The following is a 5,418-nucleotide window of genomic DNA, read 5'->3' as shown; positions in this document are numbered from 1 at the left end:
TTACTCACCAGCCGGTCGAGGTTGTCGTACTGGTAGCGGCGGTCGGTGAGGATGTCGGGCAGGATGGTGTTGTGGCCGCGCCGGGTCTGTTTGTGTTGCAGGCGGCTGTTGCGGTCGTATCTGAATTCGGTGTTCAGTTGTCCCTGGCTACGCAGGACTTCGCGATGTAGGCGGTCGCGTTCGATGTCGCTGATGGTGGTGCCATCAAGGTTGATTTGGTGCAGATGGCCGGAACCGTAATAGAGGTTGTTGAGGGTACGACCATCGGGCAAGGTGGTGGCAACGTGTTTGACGTGATGGATTTGTTAAATTATGCGTTTAGTCACATTAGTTATAGTTCCATTATTTGCTGAAAGAGATAGACAATATGACATAAACATTTTATTTAATGTGATTCTGTACTAAATAGTAAATATTCTATTTTATTATTGTTCTAGTACTTCTCTTGAATTTATAGGCCATTATTTTTATAATTTTTAATAATATTTAATCTTATAAAAAATTATTATAATCCTTTCCGTATCATGTCTTCAAATATGTCATTGGACATGTTTGCCTAAGTTATAGATATTAGTTGCTTCTTTATCCATTTCCAGAGAACCCAATGCACCTAAATCTAAACTGTATATATAATTTGATTCATTATTTTTTCTTACATAAATAAAATAGCCTATATCACCATCTTGACCTATTAAAAAATAATCAGGTTCAAAGTCTTGTATATTGTATACATTATTTCTTTCTTGAATATTATTAATATTATATATGTATATATATTCTTCTCTTTCATTAATTAATTCATATGGTTCTATATCTTGAACTTCTTCCGACAAAAATTTTACATACAAATCTGGAAAGCTGATATTCATTTCTTTTTCAAGAGCACATAAACATTCAATAATTAATTTTTTTTCCATACAATGTTTACCATTCAATTAATATTTTATAAATCAAAAAAAGGGTTGTTTGCATTAGAGTTTCTAATATTATCAAAATATTTATAAGAACTCTTTAAAGCTTTTTTTGCTTGAGCTTCATGCACACCAGCATTTACCATCTCTCGATAACTTATGTTGAATTCTTGTTTTAAGGTTGTATTCCATCCTCCATTAATTGATCTTCTAGCCCTTTGTGCTTTACTAATATTAGCATGTGGTAAACCAGAAGAAGACTGCAATAATATTGCTGGTGCTGCGTTTCTTTGATAACTAAATATATGTTTTTTAGCCCATGCATCTTGTATTGAATGATGACTTTGTACAAAATTATCCGATCTAATGTTTCTATGACCCGAAGCCCTATTAGCATTAGGAGATAAATTACCATGTTTATCAACATTCCCTTTTTTGTAGCCACTTGGATTTTTGCATATCAAACCCCAAGGATCAACCCACATCAACCCATTAGGCGCATACTGATACAAATTAAACCCACCCAGCAACCCAATCGGGTCCGGCTGCGTGAATCTGCCTATATCCGGGTCATAGTACCTGAAAGTATTGTAATGTAAGCCCGTTTCTCTGTCTAAATACTGTCCCTGATACCTCAGGTTCTGTTGTATCTGGCTGTGTTCGATTTCCTGTATCGGCTTGCCCCACAGCTGATAGCTGCACGCCCATACAATATGACCGGCTTCATCTAGAAGAATATTTTTAGAACCATAGCTGAAATGATGTGTTGGCTTCGGCTACGGTTAATGTAATGGTAATTTGGGAAAGATGATAAATTAAAAGCAGATTTGCCCTTCAAACTTTATCTTGGCAACCTCGTTCTTTTCCTATTTAGTAGACTATAGTTATAACTTGTTCCATCCAAACCTTAATAAAGTTTTTGCATACAAGTTTTTATACTAGTGCAAATAATCTTCTTTGGTTAAAGGTTTTTGGGTAGGTTCTGGCGCTGTTGCTTCAGGAAACGAAAATTTTTTAGATTCATCCCAATTGATGCCAGTTTCATAGAATGTAAGTAGACGTTTTTGGATGTCTTTAGAATCTCCATACATTCCCGCATACTCTTTTGTTTGAATAATATCTAAGTGATCTTTTACAGTTAATTTAGGAATCAAAACTTTATTATCTACGGTGTCATATCTGTCATCCATTTCCACCAGACCTCTTGTACCAGCCAAAATATCTGTTATTGCAATAATTCTAGATTGCTGTGGGCGTACATTTTTTCGTACATGTTCATCTTGTATAGAAACTAATAACTCTTTAAGTCTGTGTGCTGCCACTGAATAGGTAAATAAGATATTAACCTTATTCAGGTCTACCCCATCCCATTCATCTTTATCATTAAATATATTAAAAAACTCCATCCAATGGTTTTTTCTGGATTGCGCTAATGAATACAACCCATCTTTTATATAGACACCGAATACTGTATTTTCTTGACTGCGTTGTTTTTTGATTAACATTTCTTTCCACTTGTTTTAGATTTGGTTTTATTTTTTAAATGCTCCTACGCCTCAGTTAAGTATTCCTACTGCTTTGAAATATATAGTTAAAGCGTACGAAGTTTTGGTTTTCAATGCGGCTGTCTTGGTTTCGTCTTTGGCCTCGTAGGTTAGCAATCGCATCGTATTATAGTAGTATTTATATTATTCCAAAGAGTTATTTTTGTTTACAAATAACTTTCCACCGACTGATAAATTTTTAGGCAATCTTTTAACATTTGTATTGACTAAATTTAAATTTCCATCAACTGACAAATTGTCAGGCAATATATCGATTGAAGTGTTAGTTAAATTCAAATAACCAGCAATTTTTAAATTTTCTGGTAATTTTTTTATATTAGAAAATCCCAAATCTAAACTGCCGTTGATAGAAAAATCTTCAGGTAAAATTTCGATTGGAGTATGTCTTAGAATTATATCACCATTAACAATAATATTTTTTGATACAAACTCAATTTTTGAAAACTCACAGTTTAAAGAGCCACTAACAAATAAATTTTCCGGCAATGTTCTTATATCACTATAGCTCAGATCTAAATTGCCACCAATAAACAAATTTTTGGGTAAAAATTTAATTTTAGTATTTCTTAGATTTAAATTTCCTTGAAGGGAAAAATTTTCAGGTAATAATTCAATATTACTATATTTCAAATCTAAATTGCCAAGAATAATTAAATCATGAGGTAAAATTTTAATTTGAGTGTGACTTAAATCTAAATTACCTTTAATTAACATTTTTTTTGGTAATATTTTTATTTTTTTTGATTTTACATTTAAATTACCTCCAATTGTTAAATTATCAGGCAATGTTTCTATTTCTGTGTTTATTAATTCTAAACTTCCACCAATAAAAAAATTGTCAGGTAAATTTTTAATTTTCGTGTTTTTTATGAATAGATCACCACCAATTAATAAACTTTTAGGCAACTGTTCAATATCTGTATTATCTAGACTTAGAAATCCCTTAATTGATAAATTTTCTGGCAAAATTTTTATATTAGATGAATTCAAAATTAAAAAACCATTAATAATAAAATTATCTGGTAATGTTTTTATTTTTGTAAATGCTAAATCTAGACTTCCTTTAACATTTAAATCATCAGGTAACATATATATTTCTGTATGATTTAAACTTAAAAAACCACCAACAGATAAATTATTAGGTAAAATCTTAACGTTAGAATATTCTAAATATAAATCACCCTTTATAGATAAATTATCAGGCAATGTTTCTATTTTCGTATGAGCAAGTAATAAATTACCATTCACACATAGATTTTTAGGTAATACATTAATTTTTGTATATCTTAAATCTAAACTACCACCAACATCCAAATTTTGGGGTAACATTTTAATTTTTGTATTTCTTAAATACAAATTACCATCAACATGTATTTTATTAGGTAATGACTTAATTTTAGTATATGCTAAATTTAAATTTTTCTTAACAAATAAATTTTCTGGTAGTATATTAATATTTAGGTATTCTAAATTTAGATTACCGTTAACAATCAAATTATTAGGCAATGTTTTAATTTTAGTATATCTTAAATCTAAATCATTATGAATATAAATATATTGGTTTCTTATATTAAATTTAATTTTTTTCTCATTGAGAAAATCAAAAAAAGCATTCAAAACATATATCCTTTAACTAATACCATGTTAATTTTTTATACATAAATGAAAATAATAATAAATTTTAAGTAATGTATGTTTATAGATGCACTAGCTGTTCCTAACTATAACGGTGTGGATAAATTTTTTATATAATATAGAGTATTATTGCAATTTAAAATAAGTAATAAAGATCTAATTAATACGTTTTTTATGGGTAGAGTTGTTCTTCATAACCATTAGAATATTTACTCGTTATTTTAACTAATTCCCCTTTGTTGTATTCAAAAAAATTGGTAAAGCATGTACACTCATTTGTTTCATGTTGTCTGATTTTAACATTTATCTCTGTAAGCTTATCATTACTATAAATATATTCCGAAACTCCATATCCATATTCAGAATAATTTATCCAATATTTTGCTTGCTTTTTTTCATTTATCAAAAATGAAATATTACGTACATCATTTGTACCACTTTCAAAATAGATTGATTCAATATGATTTTCATCATAAAAATAGTACTCTTTATCAACAATATTTTCTGCTTGACCATAAATTTCAGTTAAAAGCAAATTATTATTATTATCAAAGTAATATACATGTGTATAATCGATATTTTTTGGTAATGCCTTTAATTCTCTACCCTTTTTGAAACCATCTAGCTGAAAATCAAATGGCTTAATATTAACACTTGGACCTTTAGATATTTTTTTATATGCAAATTCTGACAAAGCATTTTGATAATATTCATCATTTATTTTTTTGGGGGACAACATAATATTTTCATATTTTTTCTTAAGGATATTTATTATGTTAACTAAATTCAATTTCCCTAGTTTAATATTCAAATGTTCCATTTAATAGCTCCTTACCTATCTTTTTCAATTCATTTTTGAATTCATTACTTTCATTTATATTTATAAGTCTATTATAAACATTCTCCATATATATTTCAGTATGAACTTTAGAATGAGCAATTGCTTTAGTTTGTGCCTTTGCTTTATCTTTAGAAGAAGTCGGTAAATATACCCCATTTACAATTGAATTTTTATTCACTTCTAGCACTTTCATCTTCTTTCTAAGTTTTACCATTCTTACATCTTGTGAATTAGACATAACAATATGGTGTGCTGAATAATTATAGTTTGGAACAGGTACATGCCCATTTTTCATATTAGTACGTAATTTTTTAGCATCTGTACCACAACTCCAACCCCAAGGATCAATCCAAGTCAACCCATTAGGCGCATACTGATACAGATTAAATCCACCCAACAACCCAATCGGGTCCGGCTGCGTGAATCTGCCTATATCAGGGTCATAGTACCTGAAAGTATTGTAATG

The 5,418-nt window shown here is 29.6% G+C and carries 6 protein-coding genes and 1 pseudogene; all 7 read right to left on the bottom strand.

The genetic code is table 11. The features are described 5' to 3' along the window. Positions 1 to 272: pseudogene (locus ACQP6D_RS10905) on the bottom strand (hypothetical protein); the annotation flags it as partial. Between the two features lie 267 nt (positions 273 to 539). Next, entirely contained in the window at positions 540 to 917 is a 378-nt protein-coding gene (locus ACQP6D_RS10900) for an SMI1/KNR4 family protein (protein WP_427858215.1), read from the bottom strand. Between the two features lie 26 nt (positions 918 to 943). Beyond that, positions 944 to 1,600, bottom strand: coding sequence for an RHS repeat-associated core domain-containing protein (locus ACQP6D_RS10895; RefSeq protein WP_427858216.1), 657 nt, complete (start codon positions 1,598 to 1,600; stop codon positions 944 to 946). A 249-nt stretch (positions 1,601 to 1,849) separates the two neighbouring features. Beyond that, the gene (locus ACQP6D_RS10890; protein ID WP_427858214.1) at positions 1,850 to 2,416 is read right to left on the bottom strand and encodes a hypothetical protein; all 567 of its coding nucleotides are present in this window, start codon (positions 2,414 to 2,416) and stop codon (positions 1,850 to 1,852) included. A 183-nt stretch (positions 2,417 to 2,599) separates the two neighbouring features. Beyond that, positions 2,600 to 4,093: a hypothetical protein gene (locus ACQP6D_RS10885; RefSeq protein ID WP_427858213.1), complete on the bottom strand. Its 1,494-nt coding sequence runs from the start codon at positions 4,091 to 4,093 to the stop codon at positions 2,600 to 2,602. Between the two features lie 190 nt (positions 4,094 to 4,283). Continuing rightward, complete coding sequence (locus ACQP6D_RS10880) at positions 4,284 to 4,931, bottom strand: hypothetical protein (RefSeq protein WP_427858212.1); 648 nt, start codon at positions 4,929 to 4,931, stop codon at positions 4,284 to 4,286. Next, positions 4,912 to 5,418, bottom strand: a 507-nt coding sequence (locus ACQP6D_RS10875) for an RHS repeat-associated core domain-containing protein (protein WP_427858211.1), incomplete at its 5' end; no start/stop codon positions are given. The genes ACQP6D_RS10880 and ACQP6D_RS10875, both read right to left, overlap by 20 nt.

Origin of the sequence: Snodgrassella sp. CS2 (genome assembly GCF_050310315.1) — a bacterium.
GTDB classification, from domain to species: Bacteria; Pseudomonadota; Gammaproteobacteria; order Burkholderiales; family Neisseriaceae; genus Snodgrassella; species Snodgrassella alvi_E.
The sequence above is the reverse complement of the archived record's forward strand: the minus strand, read 5'-3'. Positions and strand labels throughout refer to the sequence as shown.